Consider the following 20,814-nt stretch of genomic DNA (forward strand, 5'->3'; position numbering starts at 1 on the left):
ACGTGCATTATGGATTCAGCTTTTTGACACGCCGATAATTAATAATTAAAAAATCAGTTTTTCAAAATAGTAAACTCCACCCTCCTGTTCAGTTGCCGGTTTTCATCTGTATCATTCGGTACTACTGGTTTTGATTCACCATAACCATGAGATACTATCCTGCTGACTGCAATGCCTTTGGACAAAATATATTCTACCACAGACCTCGCCCTGTTATCACTCAGTTTAAAATTATATTCATCACTGCCGCGACTGTCGGTATGGGCACTCATTTCAATTTCTACCGCCGGATTTTCCTTTAGCATTTTTACCACCCTGTCTAATTCAACAAAGGATTCGGGCCGTAAGAACCATTTATCAAAATCAAAATATACATTGTTCAATCTTACTACAGCCCCCACTTCAATTGGCACCAGGTATAAATCTTTATGAATTTCTTTATAGCCTTCTTTTATTAGAGAATCTAAATTGAAGTTTTCTGAAATGGCAAAAAAGTGATCGGCCTGTGCCCTGATCAAATAATTTTTATCGTAAGGCAATACCATTTTAAATGCACCGTCTGTGGGATTGCTGATACCGGTACCAGCTACTGTGCCATCGGGCAAGGTTTCATATATCAACGAAGCACTGAGGGGCTTACCGGTTTTTTTATTGTACACATTTCCACTAACCAATATTACAGGGTCAGGTTTTTCCCGTTCCAATAATTTAATCCGTACAATATCACTTTCGCCATAACTGTTCAGGTCGCTGCTCATGTAAGCATATTCTCCACCGGCATCCATCGTAAAAAAAGTATCCATATCTTCTGTATTGATGGGGCTGCCAAGGTTTACAGGATCACTCCATTTTTGCCAGCTGTCATCGAGTCTTCTGCTCTTCCAGATATCCATATAACCCAATCCCCCGGGACGGTTGCTGCTAAAATACAAGGTTACTCCGTCGGGTGCCAGGTAAGGAGTAGTTTGGTTAAATTTTTTCAGATTTATTTTTTTACCGAGGTTTCTGGGTTCCGACCAGGTACTATCCTTTTGTACAAAACTTACATAGAGTTCATTATTTACGCCACCACTTTCTTCCGTCATATAGAACAGCAAGGTGCGTCCGTTGTTACCCATTACAGCACCGTTCTGGCGGCCTCTGTCATATTTAGCATAGTTTCTAATGCGCAGCATGTCAGGCTTACTCCATAATCCATTTTCCTTCAGGTAGCACATACTTACACCATTGCCAAAATAATCGCCGTTTATAAATGCATTTCGAATCAATATCTGGTTATTATCCGGCGAAATCCAAAATACGGCATTGTAATAATAAGTGTTCAAAGGATAGCCTAAGTGTACCGCTGGACTCCACCTGTTGAGACTATCTTTTTCGGAAAACCAGATATCCTGCGAATTGGGTACTTCGTTTACTTTGGTATTTTGCGGATGGTTTTGGCAGATAAAAAATAGCAGCTTGCCATCTGCAGAAATAGTGGGCCTTAGTTCAGGTAGATCCGTATTGATATTGGTACCGAGGTTCTCAACTTTAAGGATTGTTTGGGAGTTAATGATAATATCTTTCTGCACTTTTAAAATACCCAGAGAATCACTGTAAACAGCAGGTTGAGCAATTGTAAATTGACAGCAAAAAAATACAGTCAATAAGAATATAATTTTTTTCACGACACCAGATTTCAAAAGGGAACGAAAATATCGGATTTATATTTTGAGACATTTAATTATTGGAGCTTTACATCACTGATTGATGATAAAAAAATGCTGATAGCACGCAACGGCAGTAATAATTTTACTTTATCGTGAAAAGCTTTTAATCATAAAAAAAGGCCCGTAAAGGGCCTTGTAAATATTGGTGTTACTTCTAAAGATTAGCGTTTAAATTGAAAATTTAATGAGATAATATTTGAATTTAAATCTGTTGTCTGGGTGTAATGACCATACCTTATTTCCAACGAACTTAGTGCTGACTTCCACAAACCACCTGGTGGTGCGATGTGTACACCTACGCCATAATAAGCGCTGTTAAAAGCTGAATAGGCATAGTTGCTGGTGTAATAGGCGTCAGTTGCAGTATGGGTTTGGTACGGCGCAAAATAGGTAGCTGCTGTTTGTGTATAGAACCTGTAAAAAGGCGATACAGAAAAGAATGGTGTTACTTTAACCGGCACTTCTAGACTTGCTGTGTGTGCTTTTATACCCCAATCGTCGGTAAAATATCTGTAGTAAGAACGCAGAATTATTTTATCGCCCAAAAAGTAATTGAGCCTGAACCCTATTGGAAGTTTATATCGCTGAGCAGGCAAATTTTCTTCATGAACAGTTCCATCAGAAAAATATACCCTATGAAAAGGAAGTGATAAATAACCATTCTGTCCCACTACATCCATCAGTAAAGCTGCCTGCATATTTTTATTGATTACCTGTGTATATGAAACCGAACCGGTGAAGGTATACCTTGGTGATGATGGAATGGAAGGTTTGCGCCCCTCAACGCCAGAATAAGAAGTGGTACCACTGGCCGAGGTTACTGCCTGTGAGGTAATACCAGTTGTTGCTGGAATTAATTCGGATGGATAGATGAGTTTTACTTTATCAAAATATGCACTTGCCTTTGTACTTAATTCTCCACCTTTTCCAATTTTATGCGAATATTCTGCATCCAGGGCAAAAGAGTGATAATTATATTCTCCGGAATAGTATGCGCCAAAACCGAAACTATTGCCGTTTTTATTTTCCACTGCAAAATTTACAGAGGGATAAACCCGGGTGCCACCAGTTTGTGAAGCCCCTGTTTTATTTACGTAGGCAGAAGATGCTGCGGTATGATGATCAATCCCCAGGCCTGTTGTGAGCGTATATTTATGTCCGTGAACATCGGCACCTGTAAACTTTAAATCAATACCATTGGAAAGATCGGTTACTTTTTCTGTACCAATACCTCCGGTTACCGCACTGTGGTTACCATCCTGGTGATAATAACTGGAAACAATGTTTGTCTCGTCCAGGTGCAATGGTTTGTCTACGTACTCTGCAGTTTCTTCTTTACCTGTTTCTTTTACAAAATCTTTTAGTACTGCCTGGCTAAACGCACTCAGCAATAGTAAGTAAAGACCTATTACCGTTAAGCATATTTTTTTCATTTGTTCTCTGTTGAATCCTTTTTTATAAATTAATTACATCCGCAACCACCACCGGTTTTTCCTCCATTGGCTCCTGATGCTGCTTCCCGGTAAGATTGAAAATTCTGTTCTGTTTTTTCAATCTTTCTTGCTGCCAGTCCCATTTCGGAATCTTTTAATTTACTTTTTTGATATTCTTTTACGGAAGTACAAGACGTGGCTCCCGCAACAAATAAAATTGCCAGTACTATACCGGTCATAGATTTTTTTTTCATGATACTGTTGTTAATTAATATGAATGTTTGTAGATGTATACACTTTGTCGTGATCGTCTACAATGATTGCTTCTATATCTTTTATCTGGTTGATCATACCCAGGCCAGCCTTAACTCCCATAATGGTAACAGGCGTTGCCATTGCGTCGGCTATTTCTGCATTTGTTGTTATGATGGTAACACTTTTTATTCCGGTTACTGGTAAGCCTGTTCTTGGATTGATGGTATGAGAATATTTTTTCCCGTCAATCAAAATAAACTTTTCGTAATTGCCTGATGTGGCAACTGCCAGCCCGGTAATTTTAATAAATGAAAATACCTGCCCTACAATATTAGGGTCTGCAATACCAATGGTCCACTCTTCACCGTTAGGCTGCAAGCCCCATGCAGTAAGATCTCCTGAGGCATTTACAATACCACTTTGTACCCCGTTTTGAATCATTATTTTTTTTGCCATTTCCGCGGCATAGCCTTTTCCAATACCGCCAAAACCAATTCTTGTTCCTGCTTCTTTTAAAAAAACTGTTCCTTTTTCTTTATCCAGCATAATATTCCGGTAGTTGATAAGCTTTACCATTTGCTTGGCGGTTCCTTTATCTGGCAAAGCATTCATAGTGCTATCGAAATTCCACAGGCTTTTATCTATTGAACCATACGTAATATCAAAAGCACCCTGGGTTAAAGCCGATATTCTGATAGATCTTTCTATTAATTGATAAGTTTCATCACTTACAGCAACGGGTGCTATTCCCGCATTTTGATTTATTAAATTGGTTTCGCTGCTATCACTAAATGTGGTAAGCCGTTTTTCAATTCGTTTAATTTCATCAACGGCTTCATTGATTCTTTTTATTGCCCGGTCTTCTTCCGTTGCCACCACACTAATTTCAAACTGGTTACCCATTAGTTTTGTACGAACTTTAAAAATCTTTTTTGGCTTCATGCAAATTATTTGTTCTGGTCAATTGCAAATTGAACATCTTCTACAAATTCTTCCGGTGTGCCATTGGGCAAACCCTCCCATTGCTTTATTATTTTTCCGTTTTCGTTTAATAATAAAGTAAGCGGAAAACTTCCTTTTGAATTATATTGATCTGCCAGCGCATCATTTATTTTTTGCTGTGCCTTTGATAACTGGTTCTTTTTTAACCGGGGAAAATCAGCATTAATCAAAACAAGTTTTGCATCTGCACATTTTTGAAAACTTTCGCTACTCAATATTTCTTTGTGCAAACGGATGCATGGGCCACACCAGTCAGACCCGGAAAAATTAAGCAGAATATGCTTGTGCTCTTTTTTAGCGGTAGCTTTTGCTTCATCCATATTGTAATGCCAGTTGATAAACGACATACAGGTAAATACAACTCCCAACAATAACAAGGTTCTTTTCATAAAATAATTAATTGTTCAAAGTGTTTTTTAATAAATGACTTTTCATCCCTGCCGCTAACAATTATCTATCAAAAGATTTACCCGTTAAAAAAAGAAATCTAATTATTTCTCTGTTAAGGCCAGGAATATATAACTGATAAACATGGATGGTATATTAGTAAAGATGGTTGGGCTAAGAAAGAATAAATTTTTGGTTGCTTTGGAGTTAACGATACTTTGCCTTTTAAAATTCATTAGTATCCACTATATTGTACCCTTAACCTACAACCACCTGGAGGCAAAACCATCAACAACATTATTTGTTTTAAGCATTCTATAACATTGCCTGAATTTTTTTTATAAATATAACAAAATTACTATACTGATTGTTTTGGGTATAGCACCTAAAGTAAAAATATTAACATCAAACATGACGCTGGTGTCTGCAATAAATAACCTCCATTTTTCGTTATCATTTTAAATGCAGAGCCCATGTGATACTGTTTTTTCGTAACTATCAAAAATATTTCATTCAACTGATATCGGCATCAATCGCTAACGCAGTAACTACTTTAAAATGCAAGTACTAAATTAAAAGGTTTTTAAGTTATTTGAATGTTATCAATCAAATAACATGTATAGGTTTACTTTGATAAAATATATGTTTGCTATATAAATTGTTGTACATGAATTTCGGAAAATTTTGTCGAATCTTTGTTGTTGTTATGCTCTTATTACCTGTAACAAATATTCAATCACAAAATATTATTCTTCCCAATGCCTATGCCCACAATGACTACTGGCATAAGCGGCCATTGCTGGATGCCTTGGATAATGGCTTTACTTATGTAGAGGCCGACGTGTATTTAAAAAATGGTAAATTAATTGTTACCCATATTCTTCCCTATTTTAAAAACAAAAAAACGCTGGAAAAATTGTATCTTAAACCGTTGCTGCAATATGTTACTGACAATGCCAAAAGCGATAACCCGGTAAACTGCCCGCTTACTTTAATGATTGACATAAAAACGGATGGCGATAAAACATATAAAGTGCTTAATGTGCTGTTACAAAAATACCGGTCTATTTTATCGGAATACCAGAATGGCGAAATTACCATGCGCAATGTATCTGTTGTAATAACGGGGCACAGGCCTTATAATATGTTTACCGGTGAAGCCGATCGGCTGGCTTTTTTAGACGAAGATCTTAAACAGGCAGGCAACGATTCTTCTACAAATATTTACCAGGTTGCCAGCTGTAAATATTCAAGCATGGTAAAATGGAAAGGCAAAGGAAAGATATCTGAAAAGGATGTACAACGCCTTGAATATTTTGTATTGCAAGCGCATAAAAGTGGCAGAAAGGTTCGCTTATGGGGTTCGCCGGATAAAACGAAGGTTTGGAATGAATTACTAAGATGCAATGTTGATCTTATAAATACTGATAAAATAAATACACTCCGGTCTTTCTTAACCAATGAAATACCCGTAGTGGCTAAAAGATTGTAATTATATTTTGCTATAGTTATTGCACCTGCAATATATTTTACAAACAACCGGCGATATAATTTAGTTGCTAAAAAAATGTTCAGATGTTATGCTGCCTTTTTTACTTCAAAATAAAGTATTTTCACTCGCCCTCCTTCTTTACTGATGGCTTCAATTACAATAGCATATTTTACCGCCGCACCAATACTATAAAAGCCGGTGTACATTTTTTAGGTTCTACTGGTATTAGTTGCTGCACCCAAAATAACCGGTTCCTGAATTTGGTATGGGGTAATGTTATTTTCCGGCTGCATTTACCGGCGCAAAAATAACGCTGCCAGTGAAGTTCCTGATCATTTAAAATGGCAGCAAGCGGATTCATTTTAAATCCTGATTACAGAAGTATTGCTTATTTAATTTTTTACCCAGATTTAATCCGGCACCAATATCAACTACAATGCAATAACTTTCCACTCTTATTATTCATGAATAAAACTACTCAATTCCAAATTAGGGAATAAACACAGTATCAAAATATTACAATAAATATGTTATTACATCAACGCCCCGTTTTAAGTGCCCTGTTGTTTTGTTTACTACTTTCAAATGCATTACAGGCACAATCCAATATTGATAAACTTTTACCTGTAAGGGCATTTTGTATTTCCGCACCCAAACCAAAAAGCCTTGATAGATTTCTACAATTTATCAATGAAGACCTGGCTGTTAATAAAATAAATACGCTGGTTTTACGGATTGATTTTAACTACCAGTTTAAAAGCCATCCTGAGCTGCAGGATTCATTTTCCTTATCGGAACAGGATGTAAAAAAACTGGTGAATGCGTGCAAACAACATAATATTCACCTGATTCCGCAAATCAATTTATTGGGCCACCAGTCGTGGGCGGGCATTACAAATAACCTGTTAAAAAAATATCCTGAGCTGGATGAAACACCTGCTGTGCAAATGCCGGCATTGTATGTTTGGCCCAACCCAGATAGCTTGTATTGCAAAAGTTATTGCCCTTTACATCCGGCCGTTCATACAATTGTTTTTGACCTGGTGGATGAAATTTGCGATGTATTTGAAACAGATGCTTTTCATGCCGGGATGGATGAGGTTTTTTACATCGGTGATTTCCGTTGCCCAAGATGTGCCGGAAAAGATAAGGCGGTTTTATTTGCCGGTGAAATAAATACCATCCGCAATCACCTGGCAATAAAAAAGCGAAAATTATGGATTTGGGGCGACCGGCTTATTGATGGCCGAACAACCGGCGTGGGCGAATGGGAAGGAAGTTTTAATAACACACAAAATGCCATCAACCTTATTAGTAAAGATGTAATTATTTGCGACTGGCATTACGATAAGGCAGAACCAACACCTGTTTATTTTACTAAAAATAAGTTTAGTGTTATTACTTCTACCTGGCGTAAACCAGCGGTAGCCATTGCCCAAATCCAGGATATGGTAAAATACAGGCAAGCTGCAAAACCTGCCATAAAAAAATTATACAAGGGAATTATGCAGACCATCTGGACAAACGCCGACTCATTTTTAGATGAGTATGAAGCTGCTAAAACAGCAACTAATAAAGAGGAGAATACACAGGCCAATTGTTTTATGGCTATGATCAATGAAATAAATAAAATTAGCCAGGTTCGGTAATTACAAATCTTTTTTTAGTATAGCCGCTACTTATAATAAAAGACTGCTGCCAAATTGCATAGGGTTCAAATCACTCTTTAAAGCAATAACATTACATTAACATAACTTATTAAAAAAAAAGGCTGGTTTACTTGTGCCATCCTTTATAAAACTATAATTTAGTATCCAGTCTATTCAATTCTCCTTAGGCTGCAAACTAATAAAATGCCTGTTTAGAGGCAAAAAATCCTTTCCTATAAAATTCCATCGCTGCTTTTATTTTTTATTTCTGCTGAACCTGCACGTTGTATTGCCCAATATTTTTTTGAAAAAGTGATGATATACGCTGCTGAAAATTTATCAGTAGTAAAAAAATATCTACAAAGCTGATTGCTGCAAACCGGGAAAAACAAGCATTAACGTGCATTATTTTTTCGAACGAACTGCTTCATAGCTGAAGCGTATTTTAATCAAATTATCAACCAATTAAAAAGGTTTATTATGAAGAAAAAAATTTTTTGGCAAATGGCAACTGTCTTTGCAATTACAATGTTTATCACATCCTGCAAAAAAACTACTACAGATGTAGTTGCAGAAAAAGCAGACGAATACCGTTTACAGGAAAAAGATGAGACCGGCTTATGGCTTAACAGTGCGGCTATTGGTGAAAGAACAAGCTGTGAATCGGTAAGGATTTTTGCCACCGGGTTAAACAATCCGCGTGGATTAAAGTTTAGTCCAAACGGCCGGCTGTATGTAGCCGAAGGTGGCACCGGCGCCGGCACTTACTCTTCCGTTGATCAGTGCGGGCAGGTACCTTTCCCGGTTGGGCCTTACCTGGGTGGAATAACAGGAGGCCGTATTTCAAAAATAAACTGGAAGGGTGAACGCTCCACGGTGACTGACCAGTTACCCTCCAGCCATGCCAACGAAATAATTGGCGGCGATGTAGAAGGAGTGGCAGATGTGGCTTTTGTGGATAATACCCTTTATGCCGTTCTCGCCGGAGCCGGCTGTTCGCATGGAGTACCTTCTGTACCAAACGGTGTTATAAAAGTAGGGTGTAACGGGCGATGGAAAATGGTTGCCAATTTAAGTGACTGGCTAAAGGCGCACCCGGTAAAAAATCCGGAACCAGACGATTTTGAACCGGATGGAACACCTTACAGCATGATCAATGTTAACGAGCATCTTTTTATAGTGGAACCCAATCACGGCGACTTTATAAAAGTTGATCCTGAAAGATGGAATGATATACAAAGAGTTGCTGACATCTCCGCCAGCCAGGGGCATAAGGTTCCTACTGCAGTGGCTCACTATGAAGGAAATTTTTATGTAGGCAATCTTCATCCTTTTCCTATTGTACCCGGAAGTTCCAATATTTACAAAATTACTCCCTGGGGAAATGTTTCAATCTGGGCTACCGGATTTACCACCGTACTTGGCGTTACTTTTGATAAAAAAGGTAGACTGTATGTGTTGGAAAATACAACAGTAAGTGGCAGAGGGCCAACTCCTAATACCGGAAAAATAATCAAGCTGCATCGTTCCGGCAAAAGAGAAGAAGTTGCCACAGGCCTTAATTTACCAACTGCTATGACGTTTGGGCCGGATGGAAAATTATATGTATCCAATGTAGGCTTTGGCCCCGGATCAGTTGGTGGTGGCCAAGTACTACAGATTGATGTAAAAAGAAATGGGGATGATGACTGATTATATAGATTGCATTTTTACAATAAATATTCCAAATGATACATGCTTAATTTGACGGTACGCTGCAAAAAACCATATCCTGCAAATGCAGGATATAGTTTTTTTATAATACATTGTTAATGATGATATATTTATCGGTGAACAAACAGATAAAAACTGCAATTGTAAAATCAATATTTGATTTAAAAGATTTCATGGTATTTTTTTATAGTTTAAAATGATCCTGTAATTACCCGATTTATTCCAGCATTTTTTGCTTCCTCCTGCTATAATTTATACCGGATACCTGCAGCAAGACTGATGGTATTGGGATAATTTTTAACACGGGCATCCCGGGTACTGGAATTAAGTGCAAAATTATAAGAGGGTATAAAGCTTATCGCAATACTGCGTGTAAATGTATAAGATAAACCAAGGCCAATATTGCCACTGAAATAACTGGGTTTTAACCCATTTATTTTATTGCTTATACTCATTTCTTTATTTGCAGCATTGCCAATTTGTGTTTCAATTTTTCCTTTGGTTAACATATTTATTGCTGTTCCTGCGGTGGCAAACAAATCAATTTTATTTAAATAATAATGATATTTTACTGCCAGTGGAACCGATATATAATGCAGGGTATTGGTTGATTCAAACGCCTGCAGGCTATCACCCACAACTGGATTGGCTACTGTTTTGGAAGATAAATAAGTATAGCCGGAAGAACAGTTGAAACGGTATTTAACTTGCCCGTTATCGTCTGTATCCGCATAAATGGTTTTTGGATTAATGTGTATGATTTTTGAAATAAATGCTAAACCCGTTTGCAGGCTCCAGTGTTTATTTAAATTGTAATCCAGCAATACGCCAACACTATACGAATTCTGGCGCTGCTCTCCCTTCCTGATTCTTTCTTTATCGTCATGATCACCTGGTGGCGCCCCTGCTCCACCTTGTAATCTTTCATGCGGTTCGTCTGTTAAAAAATTGGATGAAATATTAGGAGCAAAAAATATAGTTGCGGCTAAAGAACCCGCATTTTTTACAGCCTTTTTTCTGTGATAATTATGAGACAATGTAAGATCACCTGGAAGATTTTCAGGTATGATTGCTTTTCGGCCGGTTGTGTTATTCAACTCAGCTGCCTTTAGTAACTGCGGATAGATTGCGGTTAATGGTGTAAGCGTTGGATTCTTTATGCTATTTTCTTTCCCGGCAAATAGATTGGCTGCATTTTTATTTTGCTTTTCAGTAAAGGCAGTAACGGTATTTTTATTTTTATTTTTATTTTCAGCAACAGAAGCAGCTACATTTTCAATGCCGGCCTCTTCATTGCTGCCATTTATACCGCTGGATTTTTGTTTCCTTTTATTGATTAATAGGGTGTGTCTGTTAGCAACCGTATCTGTAATTTCATTTCCTTTTTTTTCAGCAATGAAAAAATCGGATGAGTTTTTACTTTGTGTAATACCTGTGGCAGTAACGGAAGCATGGCTATTTTTAGCTGGTGCAGTATTTATTGTTTTGACAGAATCTTTATTAAAGGATTTAGCAGTTGTTATTGTTTCAGCTATGCCTGTTTTATTTTCTTTATTCAAGAGCTTTTGTACTGATGAAGCACTGTTGTTATGCTGAATATTTTCTTTATTATTTATAACAGTACTAGCGGCAGGTGATTGATTATTTATTTTTGTCCAGTGGTTTAAAGTATATGCTCCAAAGCCCAGCAAAAGCGCCAGGAGCGCAACAGCAATTCTTTTTAACTTCACATATTTCCTGTTGATATCAACTACCTTATTTTTATCCAGATGCTGATCAATAGCCTCCCAAACACTTTCCGGAGGGTGCTCCGTGTGATCATCTAAAGCAGCTTTAAATAACTTATCTATGTTGTGTAAATTTTTTTTCATAAATAATTAATATTTTTTTTTGCTACCTGTAAACTGTGGGTGACTGATTTTTGTAAAAGAGCCCTTGCATCGTACAAATTAGATTTAGAAGTGCCTTCAGAAATTCCCAGATGCTCTGCAATTTCACGGTGCTTCATTCCCTCAAAAACATATAGGTTAAATACAAGGCGGTATCCTGGTGGTAATTGCTGCACCATGTTTACCAATTCCTTTGTTCCTATCTGTGCCATTATATTTTCGGTTTCGGCAATCTTATACTGATTGGTTTCTATATCAACCACTGCGTGCAGGCGTGCATTGTTGCGGTATTTTTGCAAAGCACAATTCACTATTATTTTTCTTATCCATCCTTCAAAAGAACCTTCAAAATTAAACTGGTGCAAATGAGTAAACACTTTCATAAATCCTTCCTGCAAAATTTCTTCAGCTTCTTCTTTATTTTTTGAGTAGCGGAGACACACAGCAAACATCCCGGGCGCAAATAACTGATACAGCCTGTTCTGATGATGACGGTTTTGTTTAATACAACCCTGTATCAATTGTTTGGTTTCGGTCACTAATAATTAATTGTTTACCATACAGATGCTGCTGCGTAAATAATAGTTGGCTTTGTAAAAATAAATTAAAATAGTACAACCTGTTTTTACAATAAGTAATCTTTAAACGTAACCTTTAAAATAAAAATTAACTTCTTTTTGTTAAAGAATATCCATTACGTTTAAAAGAAGATTAGCGAAAAGCAATTTGGAAGCCTGCGGACTAAATTTAATTGCCATAGCTGTTGACCCCGGAAGATTGGTTAACGGAAAGCTAATGGCAGCAAACAACCGGTTATTATGATTAGATTTATCTTTTTTAAATAAAGCAGTTATGGAAGAAATTGAAATACCCACTGAACATCTTCATGAAGCCATTAAGGAAAAAACAGAAGAGCATGCGGGAAAGGAAGGAGGCAAATCAACCCTTTATATTGCCGTTTCTACTGCGCTGATGGCGGTACTTGCTGCCATTGCTGGTTTACTTGCAGGCCATCATTCCAATGAGGCTTTGATAGAGCAGGTAAAGGCGTCTGATCAATGGGCTTGGTACCAGGCAAAATCAATCAAAGCTGCTATCAGCGCATTAAACCCGGTAAAAAAAGAAAATGCACCCACACCCGAACAGGTAAAAAAAGATGGAGAAGCCATTATGGATAAAGCAAAAGAAGCGGAGAAAAATTCTGAATTTCACCTCAACAAACATAAAACACTTGCAGCGGCTGTAACCCTTTTTCAGGTCGCGATTGCAGTATCCGCCATTTCTATCCTCACAAAAAAAACTTTGCTTTGGTACACAGGCGTTGTTATCGCCCTGGCAGGTTTTGGTTTTTTAATTGCCGGAATTTTATAGGCTACCAGTGGCTTAAAGAATATTCAACCCTTACAATAAACGATTTTTTCGGCTCACCACACAGGAGCGCTTTTTAAATGTTCGTTATTGAAAAAAATATGAAAACCTTCGTTAATTTCCAACTTAAATTATAGGATGGATGTAGGTTTAAAGTCCTCGTTGGCATACATGGTTTTATTAAACAAATAATATTTACCATCTTTATTATTGCGCCAGTAGCGATGGCCCTGCAGATCATAATAATATCGGCCATCCACTGTTTTTTTTGCACTTAAATCATTTACTGTAATTACTTTGGGTAAAGATTCTTTAGGTTTTCTTTTGATGAATGCTTTTTTTGCTGCAATGGTATCATTGTTTATAACAGTATCCGCCGTTGTTACCGGATGAATTTTTTTACTACAGCTTACTAATCCGTAAACTGCGAAAAAAATAAGGCAGAGGTATTTTATTTTCATTGGCTTTTTAATTCATCTCTTCAACAATTCTACCAAAAAATGTTAAAAATTTTTCGCTGGTCTGTTGGCCATGCTGCACATGTATTTTGTAAAAAAGAATAAAACCAAAAAAAACCGTTTCATTTACAAAACGGCTTTTTTACATTCAATCAATAATTTACTTCTGCGGAGGTGTTGTGGAACTTTTATCTGTTTTCAACATCTTTCCATCCATATCAATTTTCTCGCCTTCCATTAATTTCATGGCAGTTCCATCGGACGCTTTTACTGAGCCATCACTCTTAACAATCGTTCCATTGGTTAAAGTTAAATCACCATACAGTGCAGTTACTGCGCCGCCCTTCATTACCATTACTTTACCATCTTTCATCATTACACAATCTTTCATCTGATGAGATAGGGCTCTGCCAGATGCAGCCTTAGTTGTACTTGTGGCCGAACTATCCTGTGCTACAGCAACAGTGGTGCATGCACCAACTATTGCAAATACCATCATTAATTTTTTCATGTTTTTTGTTTTTAGTTATTGAAACAATTTCTTTGCTTTAAACCAATACCTTGCCAAAAAATAAAAATGTGCGAAAGTAAAATTCTTCCCTTTCGCAGAATCGTATTTTTATGTAGAAACTTTTTCCCAAAATTCTATATCAATTATAAATGAACTTTTACTTAAAAATAGCTTGAATAAATTATAGCTAATAATAAGGCTCCTATTGTATTTTACGTTAAAAAGAAAAAATTTTAAATATAAATTGTTAACCCCGCAGCATTTTTATAAAAATAAATTTTAAAGTATTTTTTAAATTAATGGGTAGAAACTGGTGTATAAAACTAAAATAAATATTAGTGCAGCAAAGAATTCCGTTGGTGTAACTGCCGGAGACAAAGAACAATATTTTGTAGAAAAAAAAATTTAAAGAATCAATATTTTAAAAAAAGAACACAGTAAATTATACGGGTTTTCAATCGTAAATATCTCTAATAAAAGTGCTATACTATATCTTCTATTAAACCCCACGTATTCCTGAGTGCAGATAATTTTTCGTCCTGAAGTTTTGCTATATCATATTGCCCGGCATTATTTTTCTGGCGAAAGGCCTCGTATAATGACACCGCACAGGCTACGGAAATATTAAGCGATTTAATGATTCCTACCTGTGGAATGATAAAATTACCATCTGCCATTGCAATAATTTCTTCGCTTACCCCGCTATGTTCATTACCAAAAACCAACGCAACCGGTTCTGTTAAATTCAACTCATGTAAACTAACTGCATCTGAACTTAAATGTGTGGTATATATTTTTTTATAGTTTTTACGCAATGCGGCAAAACACTCACCGGCATCCGTAAACTGATGAATGGTTAACCACCTGGCAGCACTGGAAGAACTTTTTTCACTCCATTTTCTATGTGGGGGAATTTTATTATTCAGAATGTAAATATCCTGGATACCTACCGCATCACAGGTACGCATAACCGCAGATATATTGTGCGGATCAAATACGTTTTCCAGCACTACCGTTAAATCGGGTTGCCTTTTGTTTAACACATCATTAAGTCTTTCAAAACGTTCCGGAGTCATAGTAACTATAAATAAATTAAACGTCTAAAATAAGCATTCTAACCATAAGAAAAAGCGATTCGTTTATATAAAATAATTACTGAAGTAAACAAATCATTCTTTACTTTTAAAAACATTTTATATCAATAACAAAGCATGAGAACATCATTAAAGAAGGATGAAGAAATATTACTTATAATCCGCCAGCACTGGATAAAATTAGTACTGCCAATTTTTGTTTGGTTACTGGTTTCAGTACTCTCCATCTGGCTGCTACAAACTACAGGTCTTATTGTTACCCTCATTGCAGCGTTGTATCCCATGTATGAATACCTTAACTGGAAAAATAATTTATGGTGCGTTACCAACATAAGAGTGGTGGATGAAAGTGGTTTTTTTAGCAGGTATTCAAAAGAAAGTCCGCTGGATAAAATAAACAATGTTGAGTATGATCAAAGTATTTGGGGAAGGTTAATGGGCTACGGCAATGTTGAAATTCAGACAGCTGCGGAACTGGGTGAAACTACCTACGAACTGATTCATCAACCCAAACTTTTAAAAGATACCATTACCCATGCGCAGGAAGAATATAAAAAATCGGGTATCATGAGTCAGGCAGCACATCTTGCCAGGGCAATCGCTGATACATCTGCTGCAATGGCTCCTTCACAACAATTGATTGCAGATGAATTGGCAAAATTATTTGAGCTGTTACAAAAAGGAGGCATAACACAAGAAGAATATGTGCAACTAAAAAACAGGCTTTTAAAAATATAATTTATAGAATTATTAATAACACATATTACATTGAGTAAAGCTGTTTACTGAACTAAAATAGTTTTTATCAGTGAGGTTTTGTCAGCACTTTTAAGCTCCAGCTGATAAATACCCTTCGGCATATCGCTGCCGGTATTCAGCGTTTGTGACACGCTGTTGCTGTTTACAGATACTTTACCATTGTACACTACCTGCCCGGCAATATTTATCATATTAACCTGGTAAACACCCGTTGCCTGGTTTTGTATTTGCAGATGAATGTTATTGCCAATTATCGGATTTGGATACACCGTAAAGACGGATCCATTTTGCAACATATTTACTTTCATAACAGCTGTATATTTTATACTGCCATCAATACTTATACCTTTAATCCGGTAAAAAACATTTCCGTTATCTGAACTTGCGTCAAGCCAATAATAGTTAGCAGTACCATTCGTTTTTCCGGCAATAAGTGTAGTATTGGCAAGCAAAAAATCTTTTCCGTTCACCGATTTTTCCACCTCATATTTTGCCATGTTTATTTCATTTTCAACACTCCATTTAACCGAAACTTTCTCTCCCTGTCTGGCGGCTTTTACTTCAGTAAATGTTACCGGTAAGGGTGAAAAAGAAACGGCCGGTTTAAAAATAATTTTAAACCGGTTTATTGCAGCAGAAGCCGGATCTGCATTTACAGCAAAATTTATTTTGGTAGTAACAGCAAGGTCTAAAGAGCTACTTGTATTAAGATAGCTATCAACAAAATAAGCTTGTAACCCGATATTGGTAGCCAGGTTGGCCACCAGCTCAATCTGGTAGTTACGTTGGGTGGTTTTCCAAAGTTTTACAAACAAAGTATCGTTGGCTTTTATGATCGGTCTTCTCTCAACCGAAAGCGTTTTGCCATACCGGAGCAACCCTATATTTTCCAGGATATTGGTAAACTTAATCGCGTCTTCCAGCGTAACACTATCATGGTATAAATTATTATATTCTGTATAAACCCCGTCAGCCAAAACAAGTGAATTATCCGGTTGCAAAAGATAGAGATTTGTTCTTATAGATTCAGTAGTACCCACTGGTGCAAGGGATTTTGAGGAATGGAGGAGCCTCACTGCATTGTTTAACGCAGTGTTGCTTGCAGGCACTGAAAAGTTCGCTGGTTTGCCGGCTAATGAAACCAACGGAATTAATATTATTAAGAAGATAAAACGATGAGAAATAATTTTTGAAATACTAAAACGGGTTAAATTAATAGAATAATTCCCAGGCAGGATTAAGGTTGCGTTTTTCATAAAATTGGATATTTGGATATAGCTTTTACTAATAAAATGTAAAATATTCGATGGCATCTACATAATATTAATCAATGGTATATAACGCTACTTTGTAATTGTTATTGTACTATAAACCAAGATATTAAAATTTATTATTTAGCCGGGACGGTTTGAAGTTATGCTGAAACAGACTTAATTTAAAAAGCAGACAGATGCAGATTTAATTTGCAGAATGAAATTAAAAGAATTAAAATAAGAAGGTAAAAATGTATTTCTGAAAATATGAGTGCAATTAAAAAAAAGGAAGTTTGCCAATTAAACCTGCAATATAATGTTACAGGAAGTTTTGAAGGGTATAGAAGCGGCAATACTATTTCTAAAGGAGGTATAGAGATGAAGATAACGAAACAATAATAGCTTATTCATAAAAAATCCCTTCATTGCCACCCTGAAAATGATACTTCAGTTTCAGGGTGAAAATGGGGAAGGGATAATAATTTACATCAACAAAACGACTCTTACAATTTCGTTATATCATGTTCTGCTACAACAGTTTTTTCAACTGTGCTGGTATTAATAACAAATGTTTTCACATACTGTGTTTTACCAAGAACCACTTTGAAATTCAATACCTGGTCTTCACCTCTTTTTTCAATTTTAAAAGTGCGGGGAGCAACGCCGGTTGAAAGTGAAGCAGAATAAAATTCTCCCTCATTTTTGTCTGAAATAATAAACAATGGTTTTGCAGAATTTTCAGACTGAAGGGTTACTTCAAATAGAAGATACTTATCCTCATCTCCAAGATACTTTACTTTAAGTGGTTCGTGAGCATTTACTGTGTAAGATGCTTTGGAAGTTTGCGCATTCGTAATATTTGCAAATATTACGATGGTTGCAAAGGCAACTGCGATGTTTTTTAGCTTTGTCATACTTGTACATTTTAATTGTTAAATAATTATTATTTTGTTTATTAGATTAATAATAAAACAGGGTTAAAAATTTGTCATATAGTGACGTAAAATACAATCGTGAAACTTATTTTTTGATATGGCAGGCTACATTTAAAACCCATGAAAGAGTTTTAGAATTATGTTGGAAAAATGATTTGTATCTTATTGCAAACATTCCAACACGAATTAAAAAGTACGGATCATTGCAATAATTGTTTGTTATTGATAGCGTGAAGATAGTTCGCAATTATATTGAAGCTACACTAATATAAAGCTGATTTATTTATTCTGAAATAGCCAACAAATTACTAAAACCCTTACCAGTACAAGGTTTAAAAGAGTAAGCCTTATGATGCCCAACGAAAAATTAGTAATTAAAACAAATACGAATTCACCTATAAATTTTTATTTGCAGCAGTAATTTTTTAAATAATATTAAAGATGTGGCAATCATGAATGCAGGAGGCAAGAATTTTAAAAGAAGTTCTGTTTAAGGTTTCAACACATAAATTTACCGGGTTAGATAGGTGCTGAAAATTTAAAAGAATTTTTATAAAGACTAAGAAGCTGTCTAAACAATTTTTTTGGAATATCGGAGAAGTGGCGGGCAGATACACCAGCCAAAAAGGTTCGCAGAGGTTGGTGTTCCCAACCAAAAGATGATAAATTAAAATTCTATTTATAGACAGCTTCTAAGAAAAATTATAAGGATAAAATATTATAAAGCCATCAAAAAAGCGTTCCCAAAATAGGAACGCTTTTCAATTATATAAGTTACAATGCATAAAAAGTATAGTACCAACCGTTACCGGGTTCCTGAAATTACAAACCCCATAAAACAAAAAATGTTTACCTGCTGCTAATTTGTTTTTAATTTTTCTTCGGGTACAGTTCTGATAGTTGTATTTCCACCTCCATCCAAAGTAAGGTTTACTGGTTGGTTTATTTTCCAGGCGCCCTTTGTAAAATCAGGCACATCCATACTCCTGCTGCGGTTAGCTACTGATTGCTCACTTAAAGGAGCAATGGAACTCCACAAAGCAGCATCGTATACATCCTGGTCAAGTGCCAAACCATTGCGCAGGTTATCAATTAACCGCCAGTCCATAATAAAATCCATACCGCCATGGCCACCTACATTTTTTGCAATAGCACCAATATGTTTTACAATCGGTAAGGTATATTTTTCTTCAAGCGCTTTATATTCGGCTTCTTTTATCCAGTCTTCGCCAAAAGAAATTCTTTGCGGTTCCGGCCATTTATTTGCCATCCCTTTTGTACCATTGATTGTATGAATTCTTGAATAGGGCCTGGGTGTGCTTACGTCATGTTGTACCATAATGGTTTTACCTTTTACCGTTTTAATCACTGTAGTATTCATATCACCCCGGTACTGCTTATCTTTAAATTCGTTGTAAAAGCTATCAGTGGCTGCACGTTCCTTTGCCATAGCACCCATTATAAAATCGTTACCCGACATGGATACCAAATAGTCCATCTGATCGCCCCGGTTAATGTTAAGGCATTGCGCCACAGGCCCCAGCCCATGCGTAGGATATAAGTTACCGTTGCGGCTTGCGTTTTCTTTCAGGCGCCACATTTCTGCGTAGCCATTTTTATCAAAATTAAGGCTCCTTAAATCGTGCAGGTAAGCGCCTTCTGCATGCACCAGTTCGCCAAACATACCGTTGCGGGCCATGTTTAAAGTAAGCAATTCAAAAAAATCGTAACAGCAATTTTCAAGCATTACACAATGCTTTTTTGTTTTTTCGGATGTTTCAACCAATTGCCAGCACTCCTCTATCGTTTGTGCAGCCGGCACCTCCGATGCGGCATGCTTACCATGTTGCATTGCATATACTGCAATGGGTGTGTGTAATTTCCAGGGCGTAGTAATATAAATCAGGTCCAGGTCGGTACGGTTACACATATCTTTCCAGGCTTCTTTGCTGCCGCTGTATTCGGTTGCCTTTGGCAGGTTCTTTTTTTGTAAAATATTCTGGGCTTTCGCTACCCTGTCCGGATACTGATCGCACAAAGCTTTTATTTCAACGCCTTCAATAAAGGAAAGCCTTTCAACCGCACCGGGCCCACGCATCCCTAATCCAACGATGCCCACTCTTACCGTATCTATTTTGGGAGCTGTGTAGCCGCACATATTAAATCCTGCATCTGACCTGTTATCTTTCTTTTTAAAAGAACGATCTTTTTCATCAACGGTTACAGTTGCAAAAGTGTTTAACCCTGTTACCAGCGCACCGGTACCTAATGTTACATTACGTAAAAATTTTCTTCTGTTAGATGACATCTTTAAAATATTATTGACGAAAAATTAATTGAATAACAATGAAAATTACCGTTTAAAAGCATTGCAGAACCAGGCAAACGATTGCATAACTTTTAATATGAAATTACAACTTTTTACTGCGGGGATATACCGGGCAAATTACACCATTTTTAATTTTTATTTAAAATCAGTAATTATTCAAATCCATTTTTAACCAGGATGGTTTCAACCTTCGCCATTTTTACTTCCAGCACATTTCCATTTACCGAATATTTCTTTTTATTTCCATCAATATAAATGTTTTAAAGGGAAGCTTTAAATACAGCACACCTCCGGCATCGGAAGTTATTTTTACCTCCATGATATTTCCATTTTCCTTTACTGCAGAAACCAAAAATGCCCCTTCTGCTCTCAAGGTTTGGAAAGATACATTTTTCCATTGGGCGGGAATTGCGGGAAAAATTTCGATGCAGCCATTGTTGCTTTGTATAAGCATTTCATGAATGCCCTGGGCAAAAGCAAAATTTCTTTCAAGGGTAAATGGTCGGTAAGTAAAGTTAGAATACTGGCTACCACGCTGATCTCCATTTAAATGAAAACTATTGGAAGAAACAAAATTA

The 20,814-nt window shown here is 36.6% G+C and carries 20 protein-coding genes; 6 read left to right on the forward strand and 14 right to left on the reverse strand.

Annotated elements, in window-relative coordinates:
• Nucleotides 1-53: 53 nt before the first annotated feature.
• The 5 genes from H7254_RS07735 to H7254_RS07755 all read right to left on the reverse strand — a co-directional run bounded on the left by H7254_RS07735 (nt 54) and on the right by H7254_RS07755 (nt 4,788).
• Entirely contained in the window at nt 54-1,667 is a 1,614-nt protein-coding gene (locus H7254_RS07735; RefSeq protein WP_301932423.1) for an OmpA family protein, read from the reverse strand.
• A 203-nt stretch (nt 1,668-1,870) separates the two neighbouring features.
• Entirely contained in the window at nt 1,871-3,142 is a 1,272-nt protein-coding gene (locus tag H7254_RS07740; RefSeq protein WP_301932424.1) for a DUF3570 domain-containing protein, read from the reverse strand.
• A 29-nt stretch (nt 3,143-3,171) separates the two neighbouring features.
• A complete protein-coding gene (locus tag H7254_RS07745; protein ID WP_301932425.1) occupies nt 3,172-3,396 on the reverse strand; it encodes a DUF4266 domain-containing protein in 225 nt (74 codons plus the stop codon).
• Between the two features lie 10 nt (nt 3,397-3,406).
• Nucleotides 3,407-4,339, reverse strand: a complete 933-nt coding sequence (locus H7254_RS07750) for an FAD:protein FMN transferase (protein WP_301932426.1) — start codon at nt 4,337-4,339, stop codon at nt 3,407-3,409.
• Nucleotides 4,340-4,344: 5 nt separating this feature from the next.
• Nucleotides 4,345-4,788 carry a thioredoxin family protein gene (locus tag H7254_RS07755; RefSeq protein ID WP_301932427.1) on the reverse strand — a complete coding sequence of 148 codons (444 nt, stop codon included), beginning with the start codon at nt 4,786-4,788 and terminating at the stop codon, nt 4,345-4,347.
• A gap of 704 nt (nt 4,789-5,492) precedes the next feature.
• Between H7254_RS07755 and H7254_RS07760 the strand changes: the two genes are divergently transcribed.
• The 3 genes from H7254_RS07760 (at nt 5,493) to H7254_RS07770 (ending at nt 9,619) form a co-directional block, all read left to right on the forward strand.
• Complete coding sequence (locus H7254_RS07760; protein WP_301932428.1) at nt 5,493-6,278, forward strand: phosphatidylinositol-specific phospholipase C/glycerophosphodiester phosphodiesterase family protein; 786 nt, start codon at nt 5,493-5,495, stop codon at nt 6,276-6,278.
• Between the two features lie 527 nt (nt 6,279-6,805).
• Nucleotides 6,806-7,927: a family 20 glycosylhydrolase gene (locus tag H7254_RS07765; RefSeq protein WP_301932429.1), complete on the forward strand. Its 1,122-nt coding sequence runs from the start codon at nt 6,806-6,808 to the stop codon at nt 7,925-7,927.
• A 480-nt stretch (nt 7,928-8,407) separates the two neighbouring features.
• Nucleotides 8,408-9,619, forward strand: coding sequence for a ScyD/ScyE family protein (locus H7254_RS07770; RefSeq protein WP_301932430.1), 1,212 nt, complete (start codon nt 8,408-8,410; stop codon nt 9,617-9,619).
• A gap of 266 nt (nt 9,620-9,885) precedes the next feature.
• On the opposite strand, the gene H7254_RS07775 is transcribed toward H7254_RS07770, so the two are convergent.
• Together H7254_RS07775 and H7254_RS07780 are read right to left on the reverse strand one after the other, a co-directional pair.
• Nucleotides 9,886-11,511 (reverse strand): outer membrane beta-barrel protein, encoded by a 1,626-nt coding sequence (locus H7254_RS07775; RefSeq protein WP_301932431.1) that lies wholly within the window; start codon nt 11,509-11,511, stop codon nt 9,886-9,888.
• Nucleotides 11,508-12,068: an RNA polymerase sigma factor gene (locus H7254_RS07780; RefSeq protein ID WP_301932432.1), complete on the reverse strand. Its 561-nt coding sequence runs from the start codon at nt 12,066-12,068 to the stop codon at nt 11,508-11,510. The genes H7254_RS07775 and H7254_RS07780 overlap by 4 nt, the downstream gene beginning before the upstream one ends.
• Nucleotides 12,069-12,381: 313 nt before the next feature.
• Between H7254_RS07780 and H7254_RS07785 the strand changes: the two genes are divergently transcribed.
• Complete coding sequence (locus tag H7254_RS07785) at nt 12,382-12,900, forward strand: DUF4337 domain-containing protein (protein WP_301932433.1); 519 nt, start codon at nt 12,382-12,384, stop codon at nt 12,898-12,900.
• Between the two features lie 128 nt (nt 12,901-13,028).
• On the opposite strand, the gene H7254_RS07790 is transcribed toward H7254_RS07785, so the two are convergent.
• The 3 genes from H7254_RS07790 to H7254_RS07800 form a co-directional block, all read right to left on the reverse strand.
• On the reverse strand, nt 13,029-13,358 hold the full coding sequence (locus H7254_RS07790) for a hypothetical protein (protein ID WP_301932434.1): 330 nt from the start codon (nt 13,356-13,358) through the stop codon (nt 13,029-13,031).
• Nucleotides 13,359-13,515: 157 nt separating this feature from the next.
• Entirely contained in the window at nt 13,516-13,866 is a 351-nt protein-coding gene (locus H7254_RS07795) for a DUF6799 domain-containing protein (RefSeq protein WP_301932435.1), read from the reverse strand.
• Nucleotides 13,867-14,348: 482 nt separating this feature from the next.
• Nucleotides 14,349-14,942: an RNA methyltransferase gene (locus H7254_RS07800; protein ID WP_301932436.1), complete on the reverse strand. Its 594-nt coding sequence runs from the start codon at nt 14,940-14,942 to the stop codon at nt 14,349-14,351.
• Between the two features lie 135 nt (nt 14,943-15,077).
• Between H7254_RS07800 and H7254_RS07805 the strand changes: the two genes are divergently transcribed.
• The gene (locus H7254_RS07805; protein ID WP_301932437.1) at nt 15,078-15,698 is read left to right on the forward strand and encodes a PH domain-containing protein; all 621 of its coding nucleotides are present in this window, start codon (nt 15,078-15,080) and stop codon (nt 15,696-15,698) included.
• Between the two features lie 44 nt (nt 15,699-15,742).
• Here H7254_RS07805 and H7254_RS07810 read toward each other — a convergent pair whose 3' ends face one another.
• A complete protein-coding gene (locus H7254_RS07810; protein ID WP_301932438.1) occupies nt 15,743-16,975 on the reverse strand; it encodes a T9SS type A sorting domain-containing protein in 1,233 nt (410 codons plus the stop codon).
• Nucleotides 16,976-17,239: 264 nt separating this feature from the next.
• Between H7254_RS07810 and H7254_RS07815 the strand changes: the two genes are divergently transcribed.
• Nucleotides 17,240-17,371: a hypothetical protein gene (locus tag H7254_RS07815; protein WP_301932439.1), complete on the forward strand. Its 132-nt coding sequence runs from the start codon at nt 17,240-17,242 to the stop codon at nt 17,369-17,371.
• Between the two features lie 104 nt (nt 17,372-17,475).
• On the opposite strand, the gene H7254_RS07820 is transcribed toward H7254_RS07815, so the two are convergent.
• The 3 genes from H7254_RS07820 to H7254_RS07830 form a co-directional block, all read right to left on the reverse strand.
• The gene (locus H7254_RS07820) at nt 17,476-17,886 is read right to left on the reverse strand and encodes a hypothetical protein (protein WP_301932440.1); all 411 of its coding nucleotides are present in this window, start codon (nt 17,884-17,886) and stop codon (nt 17,476-17,478) included.
• Nucleotides 17,887-18,766: 880 nt separating this feature from the next.
• Nucleotides 18,767-20,215 (reverse strand): Gfo/Idh/MocA family protein, encoded by a 1,449-nt coding sequence (locus H7254_RS07825; protein WP_301932441.1) that lies wholly within the window; start codon nt 20,213-20,215, stop codon nt 18,767-18,769.
• Between the two features lie 241 nt (nt 20,216-20,456).
• A partial coding sequence (locus tag H7254_RS07830; protein ID WP_367875424.1) for a glycoside hydrolase family 95-like protein occupies nt 20,457-20,814 on the reverse strand: 358 nt, incomplete at its 5' end.

It is taken from the genome of Ferruginibacter sp. (genome assembly GCF_014377975.1).
In the GTDB taxonomy this organism is placed as follows: domain Bacteria; phylum Bacteroidota; class Bacteroidia; order Chitinophagales; family Chitinophagaceae; genus Ferruginibacter.

What these genes read in the sequence shown, in the direction of transcription:
- H7254_RS07740 (WP_301932424.1), bottom strand. Translation starts at nt 3,142, where the DNA reads ATGAAAAAAATATGCTTAACGGTAATAGGTCTTTACTTACTATTGCTG.
- H7254_RS07745 (WP_301932425.1), bottom strand. Translation starts at nt 3,396, where the DNA reads ATGAAAAAAAAATCTATGACCGGTATAGTACTGGCAATTTTATTTGTT.
- H7254_RS07750 (WP_301932426.1), bottom strand. Translation starts at nt 4,339, where the DNA reads ATGAAGCCAAAAAAGATTTTTAAAGTTCGTACAAAACTAATGGGTAAC.
- H7254_RS07755 (WP_301932427.1), bottom strand. Translation starts at nt 4,788, where the DNA reads ATGAAAAGAACCTTGTTATTGTTGGGAGTTGTATTTACCTGTATGTCG.
- H7254_RS07760 (WP_301932428.1), top strand. Translation starts at nt 5,493, where the DNA reads ATGCTCTTATTACCTGTAACAAATATTCAATCACAAAATATTATTCTT.
- H7254_RS07765 (WP_301932429.1), top strand. Translation starts at nt 6,806, where the DNA reads ATGTTATTACATCAACGCCCCGTTTTAAGTGCCCTGTTGTTTTGTTTA.
- H7254_RS07770 (WP_301932430.1), top strand. Translation starts at nt 8,408, where the DNA reads ATGAAGAAAAAAATTTTTTGGCAAATGGCAACTGTCTTTGCAATTACA.
- H7254_RS07775 (WP_301932431.1), bottom strand. Translation starts at nt 11,511, where the DNA reads ATGAAAAAAAATTTACACAACATAGATAAGTTATTTAAAGCTGCTTTA.
- H7254_RS07785 (WP_301932433.1), top strand. Translation starts at nt 12,382, where the DNA reads ATGGAAGAAATTGAAATACCCACTGAACATCTTCATGAAGCCATTAAG.
- H7254_RS07790 (WP_301932434.1), bottom strand. Translation starts at nt 13,358, where the DNA reads ATGAAAATAAAATACCTCTGCCTTATTTTTTTCGCAGTTTACGGATTA.
- H7254_RS07795 (WP_301932435.1), bottom strand. Translation starts at nt 13,866, where the DNA reads ATGAAAAAATTAATGATGGTATTTGCAATAGTTGGTGCATGCACCACT.
- H7254_RS07800 (WP_301932436.1), bottom strand. Translation starts at nt 14,942, where the DNA reads ATGACTCCGGAACGTTTTGAAAGACTTAATGATGTGTTAAACAAAAGG.
- H7254_RS07805 (WP_301932437.1), top strand. Translation starts at nt 15,078, where the DNA reads ATGAGAACATCATTAAAGAAGGATGAAGAAATATTACTTATAATCCGC.
- H7254_RS07810 (WP_301932438.1), bottom strand. Translation starts at nt 16,975, where the DNA reads ATGAAAAACGCAACCTTAATCCTGCCTGGGAATTATTCTATTAATTTA.
- H7254_RS07815 (WP_301932439.1), top strand. Translation starts at nt 17,240, where the DNA reads ATGAGTGCAATTAAAAAAAAGGAAGTTTGCCAATTAAACCTGCAATAT.
- H7254_RS07820 (WP_301932440.1), bottom strand. Translation starts at nt 17,886, where the DNA reads ATGACAAAGCTAAAAAACATCGCAGTTGCCTTTGCAACCATCGTAATA.
- H7254_RS07825 (WP_301932441.1), bottom strand. Translation starts at nt 20,215, where the DNA reads ATGTCATCTAACAGAAGAAAATTTTTACGTAATGTAACATTAGGTACC.